The following is a 26,360-nucleotide window of genomic DNA, read 5'->3' as shown; positions in this document are numbered from 1 at the left end:
AATGGCCGAAGATTTAACCATCACCAGAAACGCATCAAAGGAAGAACAATATCAATCGATCATCCCGCAGATCGACGCTTTACTTTATGGTGAAACAGATTTCATTGCAAATCTTGCAAATGTAGCAGCAGCACTAAAAGAACAATTTAACTGGTTCTGGGTAGGGTTTTACCTGGTTAAAGAGGATGAATTGGTACTGGGGCCATTTCAAGGCCCGGTAGCCTGTACACGCATTAAAAAAGGGAAAGGGGTATGCGGGACGTCATGGCAACAGGCAAAAAGCATTATTGTTCCGGATGTGGAAGAATTCCCTGGTCACATCGCCTGTGCATCTGCTTCCAGATCAGAAATTGTTTTACCATTGGTGGTGAACGGAGAAGTGATAGGGGTTCTAGATGTGGACAGCGAAGTTTTAAATAAATTTGATGAAACAGATAAGGTTTATTTAGAGAAAGTTATATCGGTTATATTGAATAGATAGTTAATATAAATATATTGAAGTTAAAGCAAGAATATTACCTTAATGAAGATGTGGTTAGCTTAGCTAAAGATCTGTTGGGTAAGGTATTGTATACCAAAATTGATAACGAAATTACCGCAGGGATTATCGTAGAGACCGAAGCTTATTTTGGCATAAAGGATAAAGCTTCACATGCCTATGGTGGTCGTAGGACCAACAGAACAGAAACTATGTACGGTAGTGGCGGTATTGCTTATGTGTACCTCTGTTATGGCATGCACAATCTCTTCAATATTGTAAGTTCCAAAGAAAACGATCCTCATGCTGTTTTGATTAGGGGTATTGAGCCTTTGGTTGGGGTTGATATTATTGAGCAGAGGAGAAACATGTCGCATACAAAAGGCGCCATTTCAGCAGGTCCGGGCTCTGCGGCAAAAGCATTAGGGATTGATAAAACTTTTAATGCCAAAAATCTTACCGGTGATGAAATCTGGATCGAAGACCATGCTATTCGATATCAAAACGAAGATATTGTAGCTGCGTCACGCGTAGGGATTGCATACGCTCAGGAACATGCTTTGTTGCCTTGGCGCTTCTTTGTAAAAGGCAATAAATATGTGAGTAAACCAAATAAGGTTTAATAAAATAACATAAATTGAAAAGCAGGTTTGGAAACAATACCTGCTTTTTTTGTAATATTGAGGCGATGAATTTTGAAAACAACTTATTATTTGCACAAACACAAGACGAAGCTGACGAGTTACGTAATTTTCGGTCTCATTTTTTATTCCCAAACCATAATGGAAAAGATTTTATTTACCTGTGTGGTAACTCGTTAGGTCTTCAACCTAAAGTAGCTGGTGAAGTTTTAGAAAATCAGCTTAATAACTGGGCGAACTATGCTGTAGAGGGGTGGTTTGATGGAAATGAGCCCTGGATGTTCTATCATAAAGCACTAAAGGATCTAATAGCTCCGATTGTCGGGGCATTTCCAATGGAGGTATGCCCAATGAATACCTTAACTGTAAATCTCCATTTGCTAATGGTTAGTTTCTATCAGCCCAAAGGCAAGCGTTTCAAAATTATTATGGAAGGCGGTGCATTCCCGTCTGATCAATACGCTATTGAAAGCCAGGTGAGGTTTCATGGTTTTGATCCAAAAGAAGCGATTATAGAGGTTTTTCCTAAAGAAGGTGAAGAAATACTTCGTACTGAAGATATCGTTGCTCAGATCAAAGAAAATGCAGGTGAAATTGCATTGGTGTTATTCGGTGGAATTAATTATTACACCGGGCAATGGTATGATATGGAAGCCATTACAAAAGCAGGGCATGAAATTGGGGCAATTGTAGGTTGGGATTTGGCCCATGCTGCAGGTAATGTACCTTTGAAGCTTCACGATTGGGGTATAGATTTTGCCTGCTGGTGCTCATACAAATATCAAAATTCAGGGCCGGGAGGAATAAGCGGGATCTTTGTTCATGAAAAACATTTCAATAATACCAAACTAAATCGCTTTGCCGGATGGTGGGGTTACCAGGAAAGTAAGCGTTTTAAAATGGAAAAAGGTTTTGTTCCAGAAGCCGGGGCAGACGGTTGGCAGATAAGCTGTACACAGGTAATGCCTATGGCTTTATATCATGCGTCTCTTCAGATTTTTGAACAGGCAGGCTTTATGGAGCCATTAAGAAGTAAAAGTATTACTTTAACTGCTTATCTTGAATTTATTATAAATAAAGTAAATAAAGAAATAGGTGTAGAGCAGTTTAAGATCATTACGCCTAAAATCGCTAAAGATAGAGGGGCGCAATTATCTATCATTGCACAACGTAATGGTAAACAGATCTTTGATGGTTTAATGGCCAATCATATACTTGGCGATTGGCGCGAGCCTGATGTGATCCGTTTAAGTGCTGTCCCACTTTATAATTCTTTCGAAGATGTTTATCATGCCGGACAAGCACTTTTAAAAGTAAGTAAAGCAGTTTTACAATAAAGAAGCGCAAACGCTCATCAAATAAAAAAACTAAGAAATGATTAATTACAATCCTAAAGACTGGAGCACCTTCATTTTTCATATTCACAAAAGCGACACTTTTCGGAAACTGTGGCCATTAATGCTTGCAGTAGCTGTTTTTTCGGGCTTGGTAGCATTTGCAGAACTCAGTTTTTTTCAACTTTCGAAAAGCAGTTATGTAACCAATATTGGTATGATGCATAGCTTGTTGGGTTTTGTGCTATCGATGTTATTGGTTTTTAGAACAAATACGGCATACGACAGATGGTGGGAAGGAAGAAAGTTATTGGGCTCGTTAACAAATGTGAGCCGCAACCTGGCTATGAAAATAAAAGCGCTTAAATTGACAGAAGAGGATATTCGCTTTTTTGAATACGGTATTCCAAAATATGCTTTTGCCTTAAAGGAGCATTTACGCGAAAGAATGTATTTTGGTAAAAATAGTCTTTTAATAGAAGTTGAAGAAGGTAAACACATTCCAAATCAGATTGCAGGGAGCTTGATTAGCAGGTTATACGAATTACTCGGAAAAGGTGCTATCTCACAGGAGCAGTTTATTGTGTTTTCAGGCGATTTTAATCAATTTACTGATATCTGCGGCGCTTGCGAACGTATCAAAAATACACCGATCCCATATTCTTACAGTGCTTTTATCAAGAAGTTTATCTTTATTTACGTTATTACTTTACCTTTTGGATGGGTATTTAGTTTAGGTTATTTTGTGGTGCCGATTGTTCCCTTTATTCTCTATGTATTAGCGAGTTTGGAGCTGATAGCTGAAGAAATAGAGAACCCGTTTGGAGAAGATGCGAACGACCTCCCGGTAGATCAGATCTGTACGAACATCGAAAAACACGTAGAGGAGATTTTAGGTTAATGATTAAGATTGCCTGGCATCCACTCTACGCGCATCCTTTACCCGAAGGGCACCGTTTTCCGATGCTTAAATATGAATTGATACCTGAACAACTTTTACATGAAGGCACTATAACATCGCAGAATTTATTTAATCCTGAGCAGGTTTCTGAAGACATTATTCTCCTATCTCACGAAAAAGCATATTGGGAACAGCTTAGGGATTTAACATTATCAGCAAAAGACCAAAGAAGGATAGGTTTTCCTTTAAATGCGCAGCTTTTAGAGCGTGAACTGAGAATTACACAGGGCACAATCGATGCTGCCCATTTTGCATTAACTAACGGCATTGCCTTTAATGTTGCAGGAGGCACACATCATGCAGGCAGCAACTGGGGAGAGGGTTTTTGCTTGCTAAATGATCAGGCCGTTGCGGCTAATTATCTGTTAAATAAAAATTTAGCTCAACAAATCTTAATAATCGATTTAGATGTGCACCAGGGGAATGGCACTGCAGAAATCTTTCAAAACGAGCCAAGGGTATTCACTTTTTCTATGCATGGCGATAAAAATTTCCCTTTTAGAAAAGAAATTTCAAGCTTGGATGTGCCTTTAGATGATGGTGTACAAGATGAAGAATATCTGTCATCTTTAAGTGTAAATTTAAAAAAGGCATTCGAAAGAGCAAAGCCTGATTTTGTATTTTATCTATCAGGGGTAGATGTGCTTTTTACTGATAAACTGGGTAAACTAGCTTTAAGTAAAGCAGGATGCAAAGAACGTGACAGTATGGTACTGCAGGCCTGTAAAAATAAAAATCTACCGGTGCAGGTGAGTATGGGCGGTGGTTACTCCGCCGATATCAGAGATATTGTAGATGCACATTGTAATACCTACCGGCTGGCTTTTGATTTATTTGTTTAAGCCCACACACAAAACCATAATATCCTTATCTTCGCGGCTATATGTTGGAGATTATTTATCAGGACGAAAATCTAATTGCAATTAACAAACCACATGGATTATTGGTACATCAATCTTCCATTGCGAGAGATGCCACAGAGTTCGCGCTTCAGTTATTAAGAGACCAGGTTGGCAAACATGTTAGTCCGGTGCATAGATTGGATAGAAAGACCGGCGGAATCTTATTGTTTGCTTTTGATAAATCGCCTGAAATTGCTGTGCATCAGCAGTTTATGAACGCAGAGACCGATAAAAAATACCTGGCTATCCTACGTGGTTTCACACCCGATACCATGGATATCGACTATCCGTTAGCCAAAGAAAACGGAACCATGCAAGATGCTTTCACTTCGTTTAGGACACTTCAAAGGGCAGAGGTAGCAGTAGCTTTTGGTAAGCATCCTACATCGCGGTATTCATTGGTAGAGGCTACACCTAAAACGGGGAGGATGCATCAACTGAGAAGGCACTTTAGCCATATATTACATCCAATTATTGGAGACAGAACGCACGGCTGCAATAAACAAAACAAATTTTTCAAGGAACAGTGGGATATGACAACTATGCTGCTCCATGCTTCAGAATTAACATTCTCTCATCCCATCACAAAAGCAAAAATCCATTTAAAAGCTGGTTTGCACAATGAGTTTAAAAGAGTGATGGATTTTATGAAAATGGCACAGTAACACAATTTTTGCCATTAAAATCTGTTTATATAGCATCTATGATTAAATACTTACGTTTTACACTCCCAGTTTTAGCGCTTTTTGCAGCCAGTTGTTCATCTGTTTATATGCCAAACGTTCCAAATACCCCCATGTTGAGTAAACAGGGTGAATTTAGTGGTGGTGCACATATCTCTTTAAAAGGCAACGCCAGTGTTAATGGCGCTTATGCCGTTTCTGATCATATTGGTGTGCTTTTTAGCGGATCGAGGATGAATAGCGAAAGAAAAAGCAAGGATTTTGGGCACAAACTTATTGAAATTGGTGGAGGATATTTTGATACTTTTGGGCCTGACAATAACCGGATTATAGAAGTTTATGCAGGTGTAGGAAAGGGTTGGAGCGATATTACCTTCCGCGATTATAAAGATGATATCCTTATCAGTTCCGAATTGCAGGAAGTAGATTACCGGAAAACATTTTTACAGGTAAATTATAGTTCGAAAAAGAAAAACAACCTGCATTTATTTGGAACCGACTTCCCAATTAACTACGGTACGGCATTAAGGATTAGTCATATCAAGATGGATAGGTTCTTTTTAAATGGCGTTGTTCAGCCAAAAGAAGACAATATTTTCTTTGAACCCGTATTCTTTACGCGTATGGCACTCAGTAAAACTTTTCAGTTGCAATATACCACAAGCAGTAATATTGGTTTAAAGAGCCGCAAATACATGTCAGCAGGCAATTCTATCTTTACCATCGGTGTTGTGGTTAATGTAGGGGGTAAATAGTATGAGTAAAGCCCTTTCGACAGGCTCAGGATGGCATAACAAATAATTTAGCTGGTATTTTAATCCATTAATAAAAAAAATGTCAGTCTCAGCACGTCGAAGACCACTAGCTAAGATTCTTTGCGGCTACTCAAAATAACATTACCCTGCTTTCAAACTCCTTGTTTTATTCTGAAAACGCATAAACAATAGGATAGAAGCCGTTAACAAACCTAGTGTTAGTCCATACCAAATACCATTAACACCTAAATTAAAATGAAATCCCAGTATATAACCTATAGGAATACCAACCACCCAATAAGCTAAAAAGGTAATAAAAGTAGGAACGTTAACATCGCCAATACCACGTAAAACACCTAAACCAACCACCTGTGTGCCATCAAACAGCTGAAAAAAGCCAGCAATAATCAATAACTGGGCAGCAATAGGAATAACGGCAGCATCTTCTGTATAAATAAAGGGCATTATGTTGTTTGCCAAAACAAAAATCACTGCTGTGATAGACATAAACAACAAAATAACGTGGTAACTGGCTATGGCAGAATGACGTAAATCGTCGAAATTTTTCTTGCCAAAGTTATTTCCCGTCTTAATGGTAGCTGCTGATGCTACACCGCTGGCAATCATATAGGTCATGGCGGCTAAGCTAATCGCGATCTGGTGTGCAGCCTGTTCTACCGCACCAATTGTGCCTATCAGTACAGCTGCACCGCTAAAGGCACTGATTTCAAAAGAATATTGCATGGCTACTGGCATCCCAATTTTAGCAATCTTAATTGCTCTTATTTTATCAAAGAAAGTGGCTTTAAAACTGATCAGATATTTTTTAAAGTGCTGGGAACGCAGTACATAAAAACACATTACGGTAGCCATTAAAATCCTGTCGATTAATGTGCTTAAACCTACACCACTAACACCCATTGATTTAATACCGAACATTCCTTTCACGAAAATGATTCCTAAAATAATGTTGATGGCATTTCCCCAGATAGAAACAAACATGGCTTGTTTAGTAAAGCCTAAGCCTTCTGCAAACTGTTTAAAAGTCTGAAAAATTAATAAAGGAATGATCGAAACAGATAAAAGATTAAGATAAGGTTTTGCGTAACGTACTACTTCAGGTGTTTGCTCCAGGTGATCGATCACAAAAAATATCCCCAATTGAACAAGTATATATAAAAATATACCTACACAAATATTAATGATGAGACTGTTTGAAAGAAGCTTTCCGCATTCGCCATAATTCTGACGACCGTTTTCCTGTGCAATAAGTGGTGTTAAACCATAAGAAATGCCTAACCCGATTACGAGGATAAGCATAAATATACTATTCACTAACGAAACCGCAGCTAATTGAACGGTATTCGTAAAATGACCTACAATAATACTATCGGCCATATGTACCAAAGTATGGCCCACCTGAGAGCCTACAATTGGCAGCGCCAAATGAAGATTTTCCTTGTAATAGGGCTTGTACTTGGTGTAAATTTTAGAAAACATAGGTTTGCAAAGGTCGGGTTTTTAAAACTCAAAAAATAGGGATGTAGAAAAGTTAATGTAAGGTTTTCGAAAGATGATCGTTATGCCGAATTTATTCGGCATCTATCATGCAAAAAATCGGTTTGTTTAGATTCTGAAACAAGTTCAGGATGAGGGGGGCAGGTAATGGGCTTGCAAGAAAAATTACTTCACTGCAATAAAATACTCTTCCTTTTCTGTGGTATGCGATTTGATCACATTGGTCAGAATTAAATTAACCAATACTTTCTGGGCTTTGCGGTACGAGCTGCGCAACAGTTTGCTAAATTCTTTTAAGGTAATCTTTTCGTTTTGCTCCAGGTATTCAAGCAGTTTTTTTTCATTTTCAGAATAGGAAATAAGAACCCCACTGTTTTTATATTCCTGCTTAAGTACTTCAAGAATAATCCGGCTAGCTAGAACACTTTTATCATCAATGCGGATATAAGCCCACCATTTTTTTTGATGATCAAGTGCATAATGTGGCTTGGTATCACTTTCGGGAATATTAACTACCAAAACCAATTTATCATCTACATAAATTTCCTCGAAGTAAGGCTCAATTGCCGGTTTGCAAAACTGGTGCGCAGAAGTTAAGATCATATATTTTTCCTCTTCTTCTGATTTTACGCCTTTAACAGATCCATCATCAGCCACTCCGATTAATAATTTGCCACCTTTGTTATTGGCAAAAGCAACCAAGCTCTTGGCAATTTTCTCGGTACTGGTAATGGTTTTCTTAAAATCGAGCATAACGCCCTCACCCTGCAAAATTAAACTCTTAATACTCGGCATAATCTAAAAATTAATAAGCAACTCTAGGCGTTTCGCCCTGATGCAGGTTTCGGATATACACTTCATTCATCACGGTAGCACAGAGCTCACCATCCTTATTTGTAATTTCCATCGGGTAGGCTTTTACAAACTTCCCAATGGTCTTTAATGCATGTTCAGCCTCATTCAGCATATCATCAGTTACTGTTATGGTAAAGTATAAGGTAGAACGACCGGGTTTTAAATACTGGATAGAGGCACTCTTTAACCATACACGGACTTTAAAGCCCCGGCGTTGCATTAATTGATCAAATAACAGGGCATAAAATGGATCTGTAGCTGCATAAATAGTACCTCCAAAAATAGAGCCGTTATAATTTTTATTCAGAAAACTCTTACTAAGCTTAACCGTACAGCTTCTAAAATCATTTTCAAATCTCTGAACCCAAATGCGTTGAAAAAATAGGGGTGGGTAAAAACGCATTACCCATTTGAGGGTATTTTGAGAAATAATCATACTTACTAATATCAGAAAGTTTTATCACCTTTTAAAGTTTTGCAGATCTTGTTTTAGTAATATTTCCGTAATTTAGAAATATGTATGTTTATGATACCATTACCGACGCTTTAATAGATTTAGATAGTCGTGGTTATAATTTAGATTTCAATTTAACGGCTGATGCTTTAGCATGTAAATCAGTTAATTTATTCCTGAAGCCTGAAGAATTTGAAATAGATGAGGTATACCGTTTCGAAGGAATGACTGATCCGGCTGATAGCTCGGTTGTTTACGCCATTTCGTCAAATGTAGGAAGTTTAAAAGGCGTATTGGTAGATGGTTATGGGGTATATGCTGAAAATATATCGTCAGAATTGCTGAATAAGTTAAAGATCCATCATCAATAATACTTTTATTTTGTAACATATTAATAATCAATATTATCGATAAAAAATTGGCGGTGTGAAATAAAAAAAAATAAAACCAAATGATTATAAGGTTGTTAGTTTGATAGATAACAATAAAAACTATGAAAAAAATAATCTTAAGTCTTGCTTTTGCGGGTTCTCTTATGATAGCCGCTTCAGCATGCAATTCGTCTAAAAATATGGCTGGTTCTTCAGACAGTACTGCGACGGATTCTACAAAAATGATGGATACAACTAAAAAAATGCCAGACACAACCGCTAAAAAAGTGCCTGACACTACCAAAATGCCACCTGATACAACGAAAAAAAATCCTCCAATGTAGGAATGTAAAAGCCACTCTAACGCAAGAGTGGCTTTTATTTTAAAAAACTATTTTAAATATTTGTGTTATTGCGTACTTTCAACGCTTAAACCAAATATTAAATGGATCTTCAAGCAAACGCAAACAACCGCAATGTAATTTTCTTAGTTATTGTAGCTGCTTTGGGCTACTTCGTAGACATTTATGATCTTGTTCTATTTTCTGTTGTACGGGTAAAAAGTTTTACCGATATCGGCGTCTCTGCAGCGCATATGCGTACCGAAGGAGAGTATGTGATTAATATGCAGATGTTAGGTTTATTGCTTGGAGGCTTACTTTGGGGTATTATCGGCGATAAATTTGGCAGAATAAAAGTATTATTTGGATCAATTTTGATGTATTCGTTAGCGAATATAGCCAATGGTTTTGCTACAGATGTACATACTTATGCCATTATCAGGTTTATAGCGGGCATTGGTTTGGCAGGAGAGTTAGGCGCGGGGATTACCCTTGTTACCGAAACCATGGATAAAGAAAAACGTGGTTACGGTACTATGGTGGTAGCTGGTATCGGTTTACTGGGAGCAGCAGCAGCAGCTACAATTGGCAAACATTTTACCTGGCAAACTTCTTATTTTGTAGGGGGTGGCATGGGACTTTTGTTATTGCTTTTACGTGTAGGTACTTTCGAATCGGGTATGTTTAAACATGCCGATCAAAGTAAGGAGGTTTCGAAAGGTAATTTTTTTATGCTTTTCTCCAATCGGAAAAGATTTTTAAAATACCTGGCCTGTATCTGCTTAGGACTTCCACTTTGGTTTATTGTAGGTATTTTAGTTACTCAATCGCCAGAAATTGGTAAAGCGCTGGGCGCTAAAGATTTATTAAATGCGGGTACAGGGATTATGTACACCTATTTTGGTATTGCCATTGGTGATGTGGTATGTGGCTTTTTGGCTCAGGTGTTAAAATCACGAAAAAAAACAGTACTTATTTTTCAAAGTTTATCGGTGATTACCGTACTTGTTTATTTAAATAGTACAGGTTTAACCGAGAGCAGTTTTATCCTGATCTGCCTGTTTATGGGCTTTGCAGTTGGCTATTGGGCAACATTCGTTACTATTGCCGCTGAACAGTTTGGCACTAACATCCGTTCGACTGTTACCACTACAGCACCAAATTTTGTACGCGGAGCGTTAATTCCAATCACATTTGTTTTCGAATTTTTTGTACACCGTTACAATATTGTTTCGGCCGGTTTTATAGTTATGGGAATTGTAACCGTAATTGCCATGATCTCTGTTGCTTCTTTAAAAGAAAGCTTTAATAAAGACCTCAACTATTTAGAACATTAATTTTTAGGGCTTTGGATTAAGAACTAAAGACTTCAGACTAACAGCAATGTCAACAAAATGTACTATCTAAACATAAATCAATATTGCTGCTTTAATACCTTTAAATTTGTATGGAAATAGAAAAAATCATCATGTTTAAAGAAGAAGTAGCAGCACGGTACAAGCAAATACAGGATGAAATTTGCAGGGGATTGGAAATTGCCGATGGCAAAGGGAAATTTGAAGAGGAGCTTTGGGAAAGAGATGGTGGGGGAGGCGGACGTACCCGGATTATGCAAAATGGTGCAATTATCGAAAAGGGTGGAGTAAATTTCTCTGCTGTACATGGTAAGTTGCCTGAAGCGGTAAAAAAAGCCTTTAATGTAACAGAAGATGATTTTTTTGCTACTGGAGTTTCAATTGTGATTCACCCAAATCATCCATTGGTTCCGATTATCCACATGAATATCCGCTACTTTGAACTGAACGAAGAAACACGCTGGTTCGGTGGAGGTATTGATTTAACACCACATTACGTGTTCGAAAACGATGCCCGTTTCTTTCACCATAAACTAAAACAGGCTTGCGACGATTTCAGTGCTGAGTTTTATCCAAAATTCAAAACACACGCCGATGATTATTTCTTTATTAAGCACCGTGAAGAAACCCGCGGTATTGGCGGTATTTTTTACGACCGACTAAAGCCTGAAAACACCAATCTGTCTTGGGAACAGATTCTGGATTTCTCCATTAATATTGGCGAAACATTTTTGCCCATTTATACCGAATTAATTGATCGTAACCGGGATAAAGAATTTACCGAAGCACACAAACAATGGCAATATCAGCGTCGTAGCCGTTATGTAGAATTTAACCTGGTATATGATTCCGGAACAAAATTCGGCTTAGAAACCAATGGCCGGATCGAGTCTATTTTAATGAGTTTACCACCACAGGCCAACTGGGGCTATAATGTTCAGCCAGCAGTAGATTCGGAAGAATATAAAACTTTGCAGCTGCTTAAAAAAGGGATTAACTGGGTTTAAATGAAATCACTAAGAAACCGTTAAGTTTCATTCGCTGAGTGTTTTCTTTCCGATCAAAAAATAAATTAGAGAACCGAAAAGTGGTAAAAACAATACTACGTTGGTCCACATCCATTTTTGACGTCTTTTGCTGTATGGAAATTTCGAAATGTCTAAAATAACGTAAATATTTACTAACATGATGAGCATTACGACAATAGCGAGAATTATTAAATAAGCGTTCATACGTAAATATAGTCAATTTTAAAACAAGGTTAAAGATGGCGCTATCTCATGAAAACCAGCTTTCAGTTTTCCGATTCTAAAATCATTCACAACATTATGGGCCATTCGGGTTGGTTCAGGGATTCTATAATTTCTGATACTTTTTTTTATCACCTCAAGACTTTTTTCTTGCGTAATTAAATGTCCGGCAGAAATATAAACAGGCGCGCAGTTGATTTTTGTTTTCAGTGCAAAGCCAAGCATTTCGCCTGCATTATTTTTAATTTCTGTAGCACTATATTTGGCATTTTCTGGCTCATGATTTTTTCCGTGTAAAAGACTTTTTGCGCAGCCGATTGTGGCTTGATTAGCCAAAATGCCAAAATGCGAAGCAACGCCCATTCGTCTCGGGTGCAAAATTCCATTTCCATCCAACACTACAACATCTGGCTTATCTACAATCAATTCCCAAACTTTTAATAATGCAGGAACTTCTTTAAAGCCTAAAAATCCGGCTTTATATGGAAAACTGGTTTCATAAGTTTCTAAAGCAAATGATTTTAAAACCATGCCAGGATAAGTTAAGATCACTATTCCAGCATACATGGTTGTACTGTTTCTATTAAATGAAATATCTGCACCGGCAATGGTTTGGACTTTATCAAGTGATTGAAACTTTAACTGTTTGGCTAATTCAACTTGGTAAGCGGCTGCATCTTCGAAGCTAAAATGATCATACATGGTTTTAGTACAAGTTAATGCTGTAAATTGTTTGATTAAACCTAATTGCAACAGTTAAACCATCAGCGTGTGGGTTTAATTTTTTTAGCAATGCTATAATTGTAATAACTAGGAAAGTAGTATTAAATTTCAATACTTTAAGTATTTTAGGGGTATATACCAGATTTTGTCTTGAAAATGACCGATATAGCCTTTTTTGATATAGAACTAAATGCTACAGGCAAGCAGTTGCTTGATATCGGCTGTATTTTGTCGGATGGGGCAGGCTTTCATAAAAACCAACCCGAAGAATTTGCACAGTTTATCGGACAGTGCAGTTTTATTTGCGGACATAATATTGTGGCACACGATCTGGCTTACCTGCAGAGGCATTTTGGTCGTACTGAATGGGGTCTCGATAAGGCTATCGATACGCTGCTATTATCGCCTTTATTGTTTCCGAGGCAGCCCTATCATCGCCTGCTCAAAGATGATAAAGTTCAAACAGAAGAAAGAAACAATCCTTTAAATGATGCAAAAAAAGCTAGAGATCTGTTTTACGATGAATTAAGCGCTTTTGGAACGCTTGATGATACATTTAAGTTGATCTTATATGGTCTTTTGCGGGATCAAACCGGCTTTGATAATTTTTTCAGGTATTTTGATTATTCCCCACAAGTGAATAAAGAACAGCTGAAGACCAATATCATTACCTTATTTCAAGGTAAGATTTGCAAAGAAAGTGAACTCGATCATTTTATAGATACAACTCCTGTTGCTTTGGCTTATACTTTAGCCTTGCTTCATTGTGATGATCGTTTCTCTATTACTCCACCATGGGTATTAAAAAACTACCCCGATGTAGAGCGTCTGCTTTTCATGATGCGGAACAATCCCTGTTTGGAGGGATGCGATTACTGCAGTCGTGCCCATGATCCGCTGCTGGCTTTAAAAAAGCATTTCACTTTTTCAGGCTTCCGCAAATATGGTGATGAACCGCTGCAGGAAGATGCCGTTAGGGCAGCTATCCGGGGCGAATCAATTTTGGCTGTATTTCCTACAGGAGGCGGTAAGTCTATTACTTTCCAGGTACCTGCATTGATGAGTGGTGAAAATGCAAAAGCCTTAACAGTGGTAATTGCGCCCTTACAGTCTTTGATGAAAGACCAGGTAGATAATCTCGAGAAGAAAGATATTACAGAAGCGGTTACCATCAACGGGTTGCTAAATCCGGTAGATCGGCAAAAAGCCATTGAACGCATTGAAAATGGACATGCAAGCTTACTTTATATTTCGCCTGAATCGCTCCGTTCAGTTACTATTGAACGATTGTTGCTCAAAAGAAAGATCGCTAGGTTTGTGATTGACGAAGCACATTGTTTCTCATCCTGGGGGCAGGATTTCCGGGTAGATTACTTGTATATTGGAGATTTTATCAAAAATCTCCAGCAAAAGAAAGGGCTCGATCATACCATTCCGGTGTCATGCTTCACGGCTACCGCAAAGCAAAGGGTAATTGAAGATATCCGGTCTTATTTCAAGGAGAAATTACAACTCGATTTGAGGGTATTCCGGGCTGATGCTTCGCGCACCAACCTGCATTACCGGGTATACCAGCGGGATAATGAGGAAGAAAAATACAATCAGCTAAGGAACATCATTGAAGAAAAGAATTGTCCTACCATTGTATATGTGTCACGTACGAAAAGGGCCAGGAAGTTAGCTCAAAAGCTAACCAGTGATGGATTTGTAGCCAAAGCCTATCATGGCAAGATGGAGAAAGACGAGAAGTCGCAAAATCAAAATGCCTTCATGAATGGTGAGGTCAATATTATGGTGGCTACTTCTGCCTTTGGCATGGGGGTTGACAAAAGTGATGTGGGTGTGGTTATCCATTACGACATTTCGGACTCACTGGAGAATTACGTGCAGGAGGCGGGAAGGGCAGGACGTGATGAACAGTTACAGGCCGAGTGTTTCGTACTATTTAACGAGGAAGATCTGGACAAACATTTCATCCTGCTCAATCAAACCAAAATTAGCAGTAAAGAGATTAACCAGGTATGGAAAGCTATAAAGGAATTAACCAGGTCGAGGGATAAGGCTTCCAATTCAGCATTGGAGATTGCCAGGAAGGCAGGCTGGGACGATGGTATTAGTGAGATTGAAACCAGGGTGACCACTGCTATTGCTGCCCTGGAAGATGCCGGCTATTTAAGGCGAGGGCAAAATATGCCACGGGTTTTTGCCACCAGTATCCTGAGTAAAAATGCGCAAGAGGCGATAGCGCGGATCAACGCATCAGAAAAGTTTTCTGAAAATCAGCGGGATCAAGCAGTGCGCATTATTAAAAAACTGTTTTCCAGCAAAAGTAAAAGATTGTCTACAGACGAAGTGGCTGAGTCGAGAGTAGATTATATAGCCGATCAGCTGGGCATGAACAAAGAGCATGTAATCCGGGCAATTGAGTTAATGCGGGATGAAAATATACTCGCCCATACCAAAGATCTGACCGCTTTTATTAAGAAAACAGAATCTGTCAGCAGATCATTAGCCATAGTAGAAAGCTTTAGAAAACAGGAAGAACTTTTATTGGCGCAGTTAAAAAACGAAGAAGCTGCTTACTATTTAAAAGAGATCATTGAGGTATTTTTGAAATCAGACATCAAAGACAGCTCGCTTAACCAGTTAAAGACCATTATTAATTTCTGGGCGATAAAAAAATGGATCAATCGCCGCAGTCTTGAACACACAAAGAACCATATCCAAATTGGTTTATTGGTAGACAAAAATACCTTTCGCGAAAAGCAGGAAAAACGGCATTTACTCGCCAGGATGATTACGGAGTACCTGCACAAAAAAGCAGTAGCACTAGTCGCACCCGATAATCAGCAGGAAGAAGTATTGATCGAGTTTTCGGTACAGGAACTTAAAGAGATGGTTGAGAAGGAGCAAGGCATGTTTTCTATACATACTGATATCGATGATGTCGAAGACAGCCTTTTTTACCTGTCGCGCATAGGAGCCATAAAGATCGAAGGTGGCTTCATGGTTGTACATAATAAGCTCACCATTGAGCGCATTCAAAAGAACAACCGCATACAATATAAAGAAAGTGACTACGACAAGTTAAAACAGTTTTATCAGCAAAAAGTACAGCAAATCCATATCGTTGGGGAATATGCCCAAAAAATGATCCGTAACTATAACGAAGCGCTAAAATTTGTAGACGATTATTTCAAATTAAACTATCCTTCTTTTCTATCTAAATATTTCCCAGGAAGCCGACAGGATGAAATAAAACGCACCCTCACGCCTGCAAAATTCATGAAATTATTTGGTGCGCTTTCGCCAACGCAATTAAAGATCATTAACGATACCAGCAGCCAGTACATTGTAGTGGCTGCCGGGCCTGGTAGTGGCAAGACAAAGCTATTGGTACATAAACTGGCCTCCTTGCTGATGGCCGAGGATGTAAAACATGAGCAGTTGCTGATGCTTACATTTTCACGAGCAGCAGCCACAGAATTTAAAAAACGACTGATGGAACTGATTGGCAATGCAGCCCATTATACCGAAATCAAAACTTTTCATTCTTATTGCTTTGATCTGTTAGGTAGAGTAGGAAGCCTTACAGAATCTGAAAATATTATACAGACTGCAGTGGAGAAAATAAATGCTGGCGAGATGGAACCCTTCAGGATCACCAAATCCGTGTTGGTGGTAGATGAAGCGCAGGACATGAATAGGGAAGAATATGACCTGGTAAAGGTTCTGATGCAGCAAAATGAAGATATGCGGGTAATATTGGTTGGTGACGACGACCAGAATATCTATGGGTTTCGCGGGGCAGATTCAGCCTATATGCAAGCACTTATTACCGAAAAAGATGCAATTAAGTACGAGCTTACGGTAAACTACCGCAGTAAAAACAATATTGTATCGCTGGCCAACCAATGGGCCGCCACCATCAGCCATCGGCTCAAAACCGAATCTTGCTTTGCCAGCCAACATCAAAATGGGCCTATTTACATCACGCAATATGCTCATAACCACATTGTCGTTCCACTGGCTGGAATTATAAGCAAGGCAGAACTATCCGGGTCTACCTGCGTACTCACCCAAACCAACGACGAGGCCATGCTGCTCTGTGGTCTGCTCCTGCAACAAGGGGTACAGGCAAGGCTTATCCAGTCAAACGATGGCTTTAACCTCTGCAATCTGTACGAGCTGCGTTTTTTCTCCGATATGATTGATAGCTATGCAGACAGCCCGCTGGTAACCGAAGAAGAATGGATTGATGCCAAGCGACGTTTAATGGAACATATTCACACCAGTGAACAGAAAAACCTGGCTGCTGCTGCCATCCGTACATTTGAAGAAGTGAATACAGCCAGAAAATATAAGAGTGACTGGAAGGCTTTTCTTTTTGAATCTAAAGTAGAAGACTTCCTGGATATTGATACCGTAATGATATACACTTCTACCATTCATAAAGCCAAAGGCAAAGAGTTTGACAACATATACCTTTTATTGCAGCATTTTAAACCACTTACGGATGAGCACAAACGGCAATTTTATGTAGCCATTACCAGAGCTAAAACCAAGCTTAGCATACACTACCAGGGCCAGTATCTTCAGCCTTTTTCTACAGAAGGGCTTGTTTATACTGAAGATGAAAACCTGTACCTGGAGCCGCAACAGATATCTATGCACCTCACCCTTAGAGATGTGCAACTGGGCTATTTCGAATATGTACAATACCGCGTCAACTCACTTTTTAGCGGCGCATCTTTGCAGCCATCACAAGAAGGTCTGACCAATACCCAGGGTGAACTCATTCTTAAATATTCTCAAAAATTCAGGGCAATCTTACAGGAGCGCTTCGATCAGGGATTTAAAATTACTGCTGCCAGGATAAATTTTGTAGTGTACTGGAAAGACGAAGCCAAACAAAAAGAATCTAAGATCATTTTGCCGTCGTTGTTGCTGCAAAAGGTATAAGTACACTGTTTTTATGGTATGGGCCCTGCATTCTTTATTGTGCAAAATGCGTTATGTTTTTGTCTTATAATTAATATTATGTTAAGTTGTATCTTTAAATACAACCCTATTCCACTTAAAAAAAACTGTAAATTAGAGTTCCTGAAGTTTTCGGTTAAGCTCCTGAACTTTGTCGGTAGCTTTCTTTTTCGTGTAGATATCGATCAGTAACTGAACTGTTTTTTTGTCGTTCGGATTAATTTCATTTGCACGTTGCAATGCGAACTGCGCGCGATTAATTAGTCCATTATACTTAGCAGCTTTATCTGCTTCATTTTTACTCAGGGTCTCGTTGGCTGTATTGATATAAGCTAGACTCAATTGGTATAGCGCGTCAAAATAATTCTGATCGGTAGACAATGCTTTATCATAAGCTATAATTGCTGTAGCATTATTTCCGCCAATTTGTTGCAGATAACCGTAAAGAAAATATAGTAGTTTACTTCCTTTTTCTACTTTTAAGTTATTTTCAATTAAGCCCTGTGCTTTACTGTAATTCTCGGTATCGAGTAAAAGATTGATATAATCGTTCGTTAAAAAACGGTTGAATGGATTAAGCGCGAGCCCGTCTTCTAATGTTTTAATTGCTGTTTCGTTTTCTGATTTAACGACATACATCTGAGCCATTTTCTGAAAAACAGACGGGTTTTTAATGCCGTTTTCTTTAGCACGCTTAAAATAAGTTAAAGATTCATCATATGACTGAATGTTTAACGCGCATATTGCGGTATTTAATGCTAAAGTGGTGTCGGCTGGAAAATTATCTGATACTTCTTTTAAGTCTGCAAACGCCTCTTTAAATTCATTGTTAAAGTAGGCTTCATTGCCTTTATCTTGCTTTTTAATCAGAATGTTGTGCTCTGATGCCTTAATAAGTCCCCCATTGTCATTGTAGCGATCAAGTGATTTTGCTTTGGCAACAGCCTCAATGGCATTATCGTAAAATTTGGTTGCATTATTGGGATCGGTATCTATTAATGCAGCAAATGACATTAAGTAAGATTTTATTGACCAGGTTTCGGCCCAGTTTTTTGTTTTATTATCTTTTTCTGCAGACTCAATTGACTTTAAACCTTCATTTATAATAGCAAGTTGCTTTTTCTCATCTTCTTTATTGGCAATAGATGCTTGCAGTTTACCCACAGCATTTCTGGCAATAAGGATTTGAGTTTTTTGGGCCACAGCATTAAAAGAGACGAAAATTAAGGCAATTAATAATATTTTAAAGCAATTTTGCATAAGATAAATAATGTGGTAAAACCGTACGTAATAAACCATAAAAATAAACATAAAAAAAAGAGCCCCGAAATTTCAGGGCTCTTTTTTTAAATCGGTATCAGAATTATTGTTTAGGCAATGCATCTAAACGTTTCTTGATGTCTTCGTAATTTTTAGTGTCATTTCTAAAAGCGTAGATCGTTTTCAGGGTTTCTAATGCACCCTGGTTTTTGGCATCAACCTCTAAAGCTTTTTTGTAAAAAGGAAGAGATTTATCTAACAATGCATTCATTTTGGCTGTTACTTCGTTAAATTCTTTTACTTTCTTAGGATCAATTTTATTTCTGTCAGCCTGTAATTTTAAAGCCTGACTGAAATAGATATTACCTAATAAAACCTGATAGTTAGCATTGTTAGGTTCTTTTGTTGCTAAAGCCACTAACATTTGCTCAGATTTTGCTGCATCACCCCTATCAATATAAATCTGAGTCTCAGTTTTAATCCAGTCGGTATTATCAGGGAATTTCGCATTTGCTTCTTTAATAATAGCCAAAGCAGCGGTTGTATCTTTTTGTTTAGCTAATGTAGTTGAGATAATCTCAGAATATAAATCTTTAGACTGTGGAGAATTCAAAGAGATTACTTTTTTGAACTGGGTAATCATATTTGGATAATCTTCATTAAGCCTTGCCGCAATACCCGCATTTAGATACATCGCAGTATCGTTTGGATTAATCACTGTTGCTGCTACGAATTTTGCATAAGCAGTTTTGTAATCTTTCTTATTGTAAGCAATTACACCGCCATTTCTAACTGCGTTACTAATATTGATTTCAGCTGAATTAATGTTATCTTTCTCAGTACCTTTAGTATCCAGTTTTTTTGCTTCGACAATAGCTTCTTGAGCGATTTTCAAATTTGCATCAGCGTTTGCAGTGCTTGTTGAATCTAAAATTGCTGCAGAAGAAGCAAATAAAGCACGATAAGACCATGCTTCAGGCATTACTTTAGATTTTTCATCAGCAATAGCTTTATCTGTGTGAGCCAACCCTTTCGCTAACGACTCAAGTTTCTTCGCCAATGGCGTTGATGCACTTGAAGAAGTTAACTGGAACAAACCCCAATCGTTTTTTGCTGCGGTTACTTCACTTTTCTGAGCAAATGCAGCGCTTACCGCACCTGCTAGAACTATACTTAGAAATACTCTTTTCATAATTTTTATTCTAATCTTATTTTTAGTTAATTTTCTTCTTCCGTTTCGTTATCTGAATCAGCCTCTTCTTCCGTATCGTCAACTTCTGGAGTGTTATCTGCTTCTAATTCTTCACCGTCTGTAACTACAACATCAGTTAAATCTACTGTTTCTTCTTCGTCCTCTTCGTGATCAATTTTGGTTACCGATGCAATCTCGTCGTCACCTTTTAGCGAGATCAAACGAACACCTTGAGTGGCACGGCCCATTACCCTTAATGCTGACACCGGAATTCTGATTACAATGCCTGAACGGTTAATGATCATCAAATCTTCGCTATCTGTAACGTCTTTAATCGAAACTAATTGTCCGGTTTTTTCAGTAACATTAATTGTTTTTACCCCTTTACCACCGCGGTTAGTTACGCGGTAATCTTCAATATCTGTACGTTTACCATATCCTTTTTCTGATACTACTAACACGGTAACTTCCGGATTGTTTACAGCAATCATGCCAACAACCTCATCCTCATCGTGCGCGAGCCTAACACCGCGTACACCAGTAGCCGTTCTGCCCATCGGACGAACTGTTTTTTCATTGAAACGGATTGCCCTTCCTGAGCGTAATGCCATCACAATTTCGCTTTCGCCATTGGTTAAACAAGCTTCCAACAGTACATCACCCTCATTAATGTTGATGGCATTGATACCATTTACACGTGGACGTGAATACGCCTCAAGAGAAGTTTTCTTAATGGTACCTTTTTTAGTACACATAATAATGAAATTGTTCTCTAAGTATTCCTGGTCTTTAAGGTTTTTAACCTTAATATAGGCTTTAATTTTTTCCTCTTTCGGGATATTGATAATATTCTGGATCGCTCTTCCTTTACTGGTTCGCGAACCTTCAGGAATTTCGTAAACCCTTAACCAGAAACATCTTCCGGCTTCGGTAAAGAACAACATATAATTGTGGTTTGTAGCCACGAGCATGTGCTCTATAAAATCTTCATTTTTTGAAGTACTGCCTTTAGATCCTTTTCCGCCTCTACCCTGCGCTCTGAATTCGGTTGCTGGAGTACGTTTTACATAACCTTCGTGAGAGATGGTGATGACCACTTCTTCATCATCGATGAAATCTTCCATGCTCATATCTTCGGCCGAGTGAACGATAGTTGTTTTACGCTCATCACCAAATTTCTGTTTAACTTCTTCAAGTTCATCTTTGATGATCTTCATCCGTAAACCTTCATCTGCCAGAATAGATTTCAAGTATTCGATGGTTTTCATTAATTCGGCATACTCTTCTTTGATCTTATCACGCTCTAGTCCTGTTAAACGACGAAGCGTCATATCCAAAATCGCACGGGCCTGAATATCGCTCAGTCCGAATTTCTCCATTAAGCCTAAACGGGCTTCATCTGGTGTTTCAGATGCACGGATCAATTTAATTACTTCATCTAAATGATCTAAAGCAATTAAATAACCTTCTAAAATGTGTGCACGTTTTTCAGCTTCAGCTAATTCGTATTTGGTACGGCGAACAATCACATCATGACGGTGATCCACAAAATGCACAATTAAATCTTTAAGATTTAACATTTGTGGACGGCCTTTTACCAATGCAATGTTATTTACACTGAAAGAAGTTTGTAATGCGGTATACTTATAGAGGTTGTTTAAAACGATAGAAGCATTTGCATCACGTTTAATTTCATAAACGATACGGATACCATCTTTGTTCGATTCGTCTTTAATGTTAGAAATACCCTCAAGTTTTTTCTCACCAACCAATTCGGCGGTGCGCTCAATCATCTGTGCTTTGTTAACCTGGTAAGGAATTTCGGTAACAATAATTACCTCACGGTCTTTAATGTTCTCGATTTCTGCTTTTGCACGCATTACGATACGGCCGCGACCTGTTTCGAAAGCCTCTTTTACACCGGTATAACCATAAATAATACCACCAGTAGGGAAATCTGGGGCTTTTACAAACTTCATTAATTCCTCTATCGTAATGTCTCTATTGTCGATATAGTTTACCACACCATCAATTACCTCGGTTAAGTTGTGAGGTGCCATGTTGGTAGCCATACCTACCGCAATACCAGAAGATCCATTAACCAATAAGTTAGGGATTTTTGCAGGTAAAACAGTTGGTTCTTGTAAGGTATCATCAAAGTTTAACTGAAAATCTACCGTATCTTTATTGATATCGGCAAGCATTTCTTCAGCAATTTTCGAAAAACGTGCCTCAGTATAACGCATTGCAGCCGGAGAGTCACCATCAATGTGACCAAAGTTTCCTTGTCCATCAACCATTGGATAACGTAAGCTCCAATCCTGAGCCATACGAACCATGGTGAAATATACAGATGCATCACCATGAGGGTGATACTTACCTAAAACCTCCCCTACAATACGGGCAGATTTTTTATGTGGTTTATTACTGGTTACACCAAGATCGAGCATGCCATATAAAACACGGCGGTGTACCGGTTTCAATCCATCGCGTACATCAGGCAAGGCCCTCGATACAATTACCGACATTGAGTAATCAATGTAAGCCGATTTCATCTGCTCTTCTATGTTAATTGGAATGATTTTGTCGTTCTGTTGATTTTCTAAATCTTCTGCCATAAATTATTATTCTCGTTACTTAAAACGATATTAAAAAAGGGTATTACTATAACCTTGCGAATTTAACAAAATTTAGGCGAATTAAGGTATTGTGGAAAAGTTTTGACCTTTGTTATAGGTTTTTTACGCCCAATATGATTTTAAGTTAGTGAAGGCTAGTTTAAGCGTTTTTTGATCTCAACTTTGTAACTTTTTGAGACGTGCCAAGTTTGTCTGATTGGTCTGGTAATTTTTTTTGTAAATGTAGCTTGCTACGCGAGTGGTGGTCTGCTGCCTATTACCGCTCCAAGATTTTTTGAAACCTGATAGGTTGTAGAGAACTAAAATTTACATTCTTGAGTAATTCTGATACTTTTGTTTTATATGGCAAATGAAAAGAAATCTGCAATGAGTTTTATTATGGTTACCCTCCTGATCGATTTTACAGGCTTTGGGCTAATCATTCCGGTGTTACCAAAACTTATACAGGATTTTACTGGTGGCGGCTTTGGTTTGGCCGCAGAATATGGTGGCTGGCTCACACTTGCTTATGCATCGGTACAATTTATATTCTCTCCAATTATTGGTGCGATGAGCGATCGGTACGGACGAAGACCAGTATTATTAAGTTCTTTGTTCGGTTTAGGTATCGATTATATTTTTTTAGCCTTTGCTCCTTCCATTATTTGGTTATTTGTAGGAAGGATTATTGCTGGGATTACAGGGGCTAGTTTTACAACCGCACAAGCTTATATTGCTGATGTTTCACCTCCTGAAAAAAGAGCACAAAACTTCGGCCTTGTTGGTGCTGCATTTGGTGTTGGATTTATTTTAGGCCCGGTTTTAGGTGGTGTTTTTAGTCATTTTGGTACCCGGGTCCCTTTTATGATTGCTGCAGGTTTATCTTTAATTAACTGGCTTTATGGTTATTTTATCTTACCAGAATCGCTACCAGTGGAAAAACGGAGGGCGTTTGACTGGAAAAGAGCAAACCCCATTGGCTCGTTGCGGAGTATTGGTAAATATCCGGCATTAGCCGGCTTAATGGCTACGTTATTCTTATTGTATTTTTCCAGTCATTCGGTTCAGTCTAACTGGACCTTTTATACCATGGAAAAATTTAAGTGGAATGCTGCATGGGTAGGTTATTCGTTAGGATTTGTGGGTTTGGTTATCGGCATTGTTCAGGGCGGATTAATCAGGATCATTTTACCAAAAATCGGAGAAAAGAAGGCCGTTTATTTTGGTCTCGTTTTGTATATAATCGGCTTTATTGCTTTCGCTTTTGCATCAAAAGGCTGGATGATGTTTGCCTTTATGCTCCCCTATGGTTTGGCCGGAATCGGCGGGCCTGCTATGCAGGGGCTTATTTCCAATCAGGTGCCTGCGAATGCACAGGGCGAAATGCAAGGTGTTTTAACTGGTTTACAGAGTTTAGCAGCCATATTTGCGCCTTGGGTAATGACACATATATTTGCTTATTTTATAGAAGGGAAAGCACCGGTTTATTTTCCAGGCGCACCGTTTATCCTTAGCGCAGTTTTAACTTTAATCGGATTGTTTATCGCTATTAGGGCGTTGCAGAAGTATCATTAACCAAAACTTACTCTTTTATGAAAAAAATAATACTATTTACATTTTTATTTTATTCCTTATTTATTATTGAAAATAAATGTTGTGCTCAAGATAAAGTAGTTGACTGGGAGGGAACGTATACAGTAAATTATCAAGCGAATTTTAAAATTAAGATCTATAAAGTCAATGCAAAATATAAGGCTTTAGTGACAACTGAGTTTACGGATCAATTGTGTAATACAGAATTTCCTGACGAGCATACAATTACTTTGTTTTTCGAGAGAAATACCAGAGGAAAAGGTTTATCATTTATAAAAAAAGGTGATTGGATTATACAAATTAAAAACATAAGAAATGATTACTATTTTATGCATAGAGGCTTTCCTCTAACATCAAATCCTAATGACATCAGAATGAAAAGAGTTAAATAATCTTACCATGACGACTTAAAGTAATTCATTGGCCAAATTAGCCAATTCGCTCCTTTCGCCTTTATGCAGGGTAATATGCGCATAAAGCGGATGATTCTTTGCATTTTCAATCAGGTAGGAAAGTCCATTACTTTCCGAGTCGAGGTAAGGCGTATCAATTTGGTAAATATCACCGGTAAAAACAATCTTGGTATGCTCTCCTGCCCTCGAAATTATTGTTTTAACCTCATGAGGCGTTAAATTCTGTGCCTCATCAATAATAAAGAAAATTTTAGTGAGGGTTCTTCCGCGGATAAAAGCCAATGGTGCAATCGCTATTTTTTCGGTTACAATCAGTTCATCAATTTTTTCCGACATTTTATCATCACCAATGAATTGCTCCTTAATGAACCGCAGGTTATCCCAGATAGGTGCCATAAAAGGGTCTGTTTTCGATTTGGCATCGCCTGGTAAAAAACCGATGTCTTTATTGCTCAGGGAAACAATCGGTCGGGTAACATAGATCTGCCTGAAATTTTTGCGTTGCTCTAAAGCACTTGCCAGAGCCAGCAAAGTTTTACCTGTTCCGGCGTTTCCTTGTATACTTACCAGTTTAATGTTGGGATCTAGCAGCGCATGTATGGCAAAAGCCTGTTCAATATTTTTAGGTTTGATCTTGAATATGGCATCGGTAGAAACCGCAGAAATGGTTTTTAAACTATTGTTATAAAATACGTTTGCAGTTTTTCTTTTATTCTTTAAAATATAAAAGTGATTGGCGTTTTTTGGCGGTAATTCGATCTCGCCAGCATCAATAAAAGGCTGTTTTTTTACTTCCTCAATAATCTCAATTGGAAAATCTATAAGTTCTGTCTTCCCGGCGTAAAGCTCATCTACATTTTTAATCTTACCTGTTTCGTAATCTTCTGCATTTAAATCCAGAGCTTTTGCTTTTAACCGCAGGCAGATGTCTTTCGATACCAACACTACTTTTTTATCTGGATATTCTTCTTTTAAACTTAATGCTGCATTTAAAATCTTATGGTCTGTTTTGCCTTTCCCATACACTTCTTCTGCATTTGTGATTAGTGGCCTTTCATTTAAAACTACTTTAAATTTTCCTGATCCTGGACTTTTTAGCGAAATCCAATCGCTGATCAGTTTTTGTTTTGAAGTTTCATCAATGAGACGGATAAAACTTCTGGCCTCAAAATTTCGGGTATCGTTGCCGCTTTTAAAATTATCGAGCTCTTCTAAAACCTGAATGGGAATGGCTACATCGTGCTCATGGAAGTTATTTATCGCATCATGATCGTATAAAATAACCGAGGTATCTAAAACGAATATCTTTTTTGACGGATTGGAGATTGATTTACCTTTTTTGGCCATTTGGTAAATTTAATATTTTAGGGATTAAATAAAGCAAATTCCCTTAATGATATTTCTAAAATGTTTAGAAATTTAAGCTATTATCTGATGCGATCGCTACTCGGCGGCGAGCTGAAGAAAGGCTTTGTTGCGAGGCCAAACAAAGGATCAAGCGGAAAAGTTGGGGGGGATGTTTTAAGCATATATTTTCGACAATCTGAATAAGAAGAATTTAATATCCCTTACACCTCTAGAGGTTGCTCTAAAAGCTTTGATCTTGGCATTGAAAGATTCTGCTGAAGCGTTTGTTGCTCTGTTGATAAAGAAGTTAAGGATATACAGATAATGTGACTGGAT

24 protein-coding genes are annotated in these 26,360 nt (G+C 38.2%); 14 read left to right on the top strand and 10 right to left on the bottom strand.

The annotated features are described in order from the left end of the window. Position 1 precedes the first annotated feature (1 nt). The 7 genes from HDC90_RS16080 to HDC90_RS16050 all read left to right on the top strand — a co-directional run bounded on the left by HDC90_RS16080 (position 2) and on the right by HDC90_RS16050 (position 5,754). A complete protein-coding gene (locus HDC90_RS16080; RefSeq protein WP_184468138.1) occupies positions 2–481 on the top strand; it encodes a GAF domain-containing protein in 480 nt (159 codons plus the stop codon). A gap of 14 nt (positions 482–495) precedes the next feature. Next, positions 496–1,101 carry a DNA-3-methyladenine glycosylase gene (locus HDC90_RS16075; RefSeq protein WP_184468136.1) on the top strand — a complete coding sequence of 202 codons (606 nt, stop codon included), beginning with the start codon at positions 496–498 and terminating at the stop codon, positions 1,099–1,101. A gap of 65 nt (positions 1,102–1,166) precedes the next feature. Beyond that, positions 1,167–2,456, top strand: a complete 1,290-nt coding sequence (kynU, locus tag HDC90_RS16070) for a kynureninase (RefSeq protein ID WP_184468134.1) — start codon at positions 1,167–1,169, stop codon at positions 2,454–2,456. Positions 2,457–2,493: 37 nt separating this feature from the next. Next, positions 2,494–3,354, top strand: a complete 861-nt coding sequence (locus tag HDC90_RS16065; protein ID WP_184468132.1) for a bestrophin family protein — start codon at positions 2,494–2,496, stop codon at positions 3,352–3,354. Then, a complete protein-coding gene (locus tag HDC90_RS16060; RefSeq protein ID WP_184468131.1) occupies positions 3,354–4,256 on the top strand; it encodes a histone deacetylase in 903 nt (300 codons plus the stop codon). Before HDC90_RS16065 ends, HDC90_RS16060 begins: the two co-directional genes overlap by 1 nt. A gap of 41 nt (positions 4,257–4,297) precedes the next feature. Further along, positions 4,298–4,981 carry a pseudouridine synthase gene (locus HDC90_RS16055; protein ID WP_184468129.1) on the top strand — a complete coding sequence of 228 codons (684 nt, stop codon included), beginning with the start codon at positions 4,298–4,300 and terminating at the stop codon, positions 4,979–4,981. Positions 4,982–5,019: 38 nt separating this feature from the next. Further along, complete coding sequence (locus tag HDC90_RS16050; RefSeq protein WP_184468127.1) at positions 5,020–5,754, top strand: hypothetical protein; 735 nt, start codon at positions 5,020–5,022, stop codon at positions 5,752–5,754. 141 nt (positions 5,755–5,895) lie between these two features. Here the strand turns inward: HDC90_RS16050 and HDC90_RS16045 are convergent, their stop codons facing one another. The 3 genes from HDC90_RS16045 to HDC90_RS16035 all read right to left on the bottom strand — a co-directional run bounded on the left by HDC90_RS16045 (position 5,896) and on the right by HDC90_RS16035 (position 8,563). Next, positions 5,896–7,254 (bottom strand): MATE family efflux transporter, encoded by a 1,359-nt coding sequence (locus HDC90_RS16045; RefSeq protein ID WP_184468125.1) that lies wholly within the window; start codon positions 7,252–7,254, stop codon positions 5,896–5,898. A gap of 183 nt (positions 7,255–7,437) precedes the next feature. Beyond that, positions 7,438–8,067, bottom strand: coding sequence for a helix-turn-helix domain-containing protein (locus tag HDC90_RS16040; RefSeq protein WP_184468123.1), 630 nt, complete (start codon positions 8,065–8,067; stop codon positions 7,438–7,440). A 10-nt stretch (positions 8,068–8,077) separates the two neighbouring features. Continuing rightward, complete coding sequence (locus HDC90_RS16035; RefSeq protein ID WP_184468121.1) at positions 8,078–8,563, bottom strand: PaaI family thioesterase; 486 nt, start codon at positions 8,561–8,563, stop codon at positions 8,078–8,080. 80 nt (positions 8,564–8,643) lie between these two features. Here HDC90_RS16035 and HDC90_RS16030 point away from each other — a divergent pair, with 80 nt between their 5' ends. The 4 genes from HDC90_RS16030 (at position 8,644) to hemF (ending at position 11,655) form a co-directional block, all read left to right on the top strand. After that, positions 8,644–8,952, top strand: coding sequence for a phosphoribosylpyrophosphate synthetase (locus tag HDC90_RS16030; RefSeq protein WP_184468119.1), 309 nt, complete (start codon positions 8,644–8,646; stop codon positions 8,950–8,952). Between the two features lie 122 nt (positions 8,953–9,074). Continuing rightward, positions 9,075–9,296: a coproporphyrinogen III oxidase gene (locus HDC90_RS16025; RefSeq protein WP_184468117.1), complete on the top strand. Its 222-nt coding sequence runs from the start codon at positions 9,075–9,077 to the stop codon at positions 9,294–9,296. A 101-nt stretch (positions 9,297–9,397) separates the two neighbouring features. After that, positions 9,398–10,630 carry an MFS transporter gene (locus tag HDC90_RS16020; protein ID WP_184468115.1) on the top strand — a complete coding sequence of 411 codons (1,233 nt, stop codon included), beginning with the start codon at positions 9,398–9,400 and terminating at the stop codon, positions 10,628–10,630. A gap of 110 nt (positions 10,631–10,740) precedes the next feature. Further along, positions 10,741–11,655, top strand: coding sequence for an oxygen-dependent coproporphyrinogen oxidase (gene hemF / locus HDC90_RS16015; RefSeq protein ID WP_370576641.1), 915 nt, complete (start codon positions 10,741–10,743; stop codon positions 11,653–11,655). Between the two features lie 27 nt (positions 11,656–11,682). Here hemF and HDC90_RS25760 read toward each other — a convergent pair whose 3' ends face one another. Both HDC90_RS25760 and HDC90_RS16005 read right to left on the bottom strand, forming a co-directional pair. Then, positions 11,683–11,835 (bottom strand): PLD nuclease N-terminal domain-containing protein, encoded by a 153-nt coding sequence (locus HDC90_RS25760; RefSeq protein ID WP_184468113.1) that lies wholly within the window; start codon positions 11,833–11,835, stop codon positions 11,683–11,685. Between the two features lie 63 nt (positions 11,836–11,898). Then, entirely contained in the window at positions 11,899–12,600 is a 702-nt protein-coding gene (locus tag HDC90_RS16005; RefSeq protein WP_184468111.1) for an endonuclease V, read from the bottom strand. A 177-nt stretch (positions 12,601–12,777) separates the two neighbouring features. Here HDC90_RS16005 and HDC90_RS16000 point away from each other — a divergent pair, with 177 nt between their 5' ends. Next, the gene (locus HDC90_RS16000) at positions 12,778–17,583 is read left to right on the top strand and encodes a RecQ family ATP-dependent DNA helicase (RefSeq protein ID WP_184468109.1); all 4,806 of its coding nucleotides are present in this window, start codon (positions 12,778–12,780) and stop codon (positions 17,581–17,583) included. Between the two features lie 132 nt (positions 17,584–17,715). On the opposite strand, the gene HDC90_RS15995 is transcribed toward HDC90_RS16000, so the two are convergent. The 3 genes from HDC90_RS15995 to gyrA all read right to left on the bottom strand — a co-directional run bounded on the left by HDC90_RS15995 (position 17,716) and on the right by gyrA (position 22,671). Beyond that, a complete protein-coding gene (locus HDC90_RS15995) occupies positions 17,716–18,861 on the bottom strand; it encodes a lipopolysaccharide assembly protein LapB (protein WP_184468106.1) in 1,146 nt (381 codons plus the stop codon). A 103-nt stretch (positions 18,862–18,964) separates the two neighbouring features. After that, complete coding sequence (locus HDC90_RS15990) at positions 18,965–20,053, bottom strand: lipopolysaccharide assembly protein LapB (RefSeq protein WP_184468104.1); 1,089 nt, start codon at positions 20,051–20,053, stop codon at positions 18,965–18,967. A 26-nt stretch (positions 20,054–20,079) separates the two neighbouring features. Continuing rightward, positions 20,080–22,671 (bottom strand): DNA gyrase subunit A, encoded by a 2,592-nt coding sequence (gene gyrA, locus HDC90_RS15985; RefSeq protein ID WP_184468102.1) that lies wholly within the window; start codon positions 22,669–22,671, stop codon positions 20,080–20,082. A gap of 363 nt (positions 22,672–23,034) precedes the next feature. Here gyrA and HDC90_RS15980 point away from each other — a divergent pair, with 363 nt between their 5' ends. Then, positions 23,035–24,246: a TCR/Tet family MFS transporter gene (locus HDC90_RS15980; RefSeq protein WP_184468100.1), complete on the top strand. Its 1,212-nt coding sequence runs from the start codon at positions 23,035–23,037 to the stop codon at positions 24,244–24,246. A gap of 17 nt (positions 24,247–24,263) precedes the next feature. Then, a complete protein-coding gene (locus HDC90_RS15975) occupies positions 24,264–24,656 on the top strand; it encodes a hypothetical protein (RefSeq protein WP_184468098.1) in 393 nt (130 codons plus the stop codon). A gap of 15 nt (positions 24,657–24,671) precedes the next feature. Here HDC90_RS15975 and HDC90_RS15970 read toward each other — a convergent pair whose 3' ends face one another. Beyond that, on the bottom strand, positions 24,672–26,024 hold the full coding sequence (locus HDC90_RS15970; RefSeq protein ID WP_184468096.1) for a PhoH family protein: 1,353 nt from the start codon (positions 26,022–26,024) through the stop codon (positions 24,672–24,674). 174 nt (positions 26,025–26,198) lie between these two features. Next, on the bottom strand, positions 26,199–26,360 hold a 162-nt coding region (locus tag HDC90_RS15965; RefSeq protein ID WP_184468094.1), incomplete at its 5' end, for a transposase.

It is taken from the genome of Pedobacter sp. AK013, assembly GCF_014205835.1.
Classification (GTDB): Bacteria; Bacteroidota; Bacteroidia; order Sphingobacteriales; family Sphingobacteriaceae; genus Pedobacter.
Note: the sequence above shows the minus strand (reverse complement) of the source record. Positions and strands in the feature narration are given on the sequence as shown.